Source organism: Pseudomonas sp. 43(2021) (assembly GCF_017490805.1).
In the GTDB taxonomy this organism is placed as follows: domain Bacteria; phylum Pseudomonadota; class Gammaproteobacteria; order Pseudomonadales; family Pseudomonadaceae; genus Aquipseudomonas.
In genome coordinates this window covers 1-456 of record NZ_JAFGYJ010000489.1, presented here as the reverse complement: position 1 = coordinate 456, position 456 = coordinate 1, and the positions used below count along the sequence as shown (strand labels likewise).

Sequence of the window (456 nt, the reverse complement as noted above, 5' to 3'; positions counted from 1 at the left end):
ACACAACGCTTCGAATGCCGTCATTTCACCGATGGCCACTTGCTGGGCCAGGGCGAATGAAACCACCACCGACTCCTGCGACGCCACCGATGTACCGATCACGTCATAGAGCAGATCGGCAAGCAATGCTTTGTCGCTGTCGACGCTGATACTGCGCGCCCAACTGATACGCGAGGCTATGCGCCCGCCAGCCACCCAATGCCCGTGGGCTTCGGCCTGCTGGGCGATCTGCTGGCCGAGGTTCAGCGCCTCGCCGAGATCGACGTCATTGATGCCAGCAGAGACCACCGCCGCCACCGCCGCCGCACTGGAAATTCCCAGCGTGGTGTTATGCGTCACTTGGCAAGCCTGCACGACCGCTGCAATGAAGCGCTGCGGATCGGCCACGTTCGCGGCAATGCCCACCGGGGTAATGCGCATCGCCGCGCCATTGGTGGTGCCGTAGCGCCCCGCTTC

1 protein-coding gene is annotated in these 456 nt (G+C 63.6%); it reads right to left on the bottom strand.

Features of this window, described 5'->3' with window-relative positions:
- Positions 1-456: ADP-ribosylglycohydrolase family protein (locus tag J5M71_RS28315; protein ID WP_207838945.1), on the bottom strand; the 456-nt coding region annotated here is incomplete at both ends.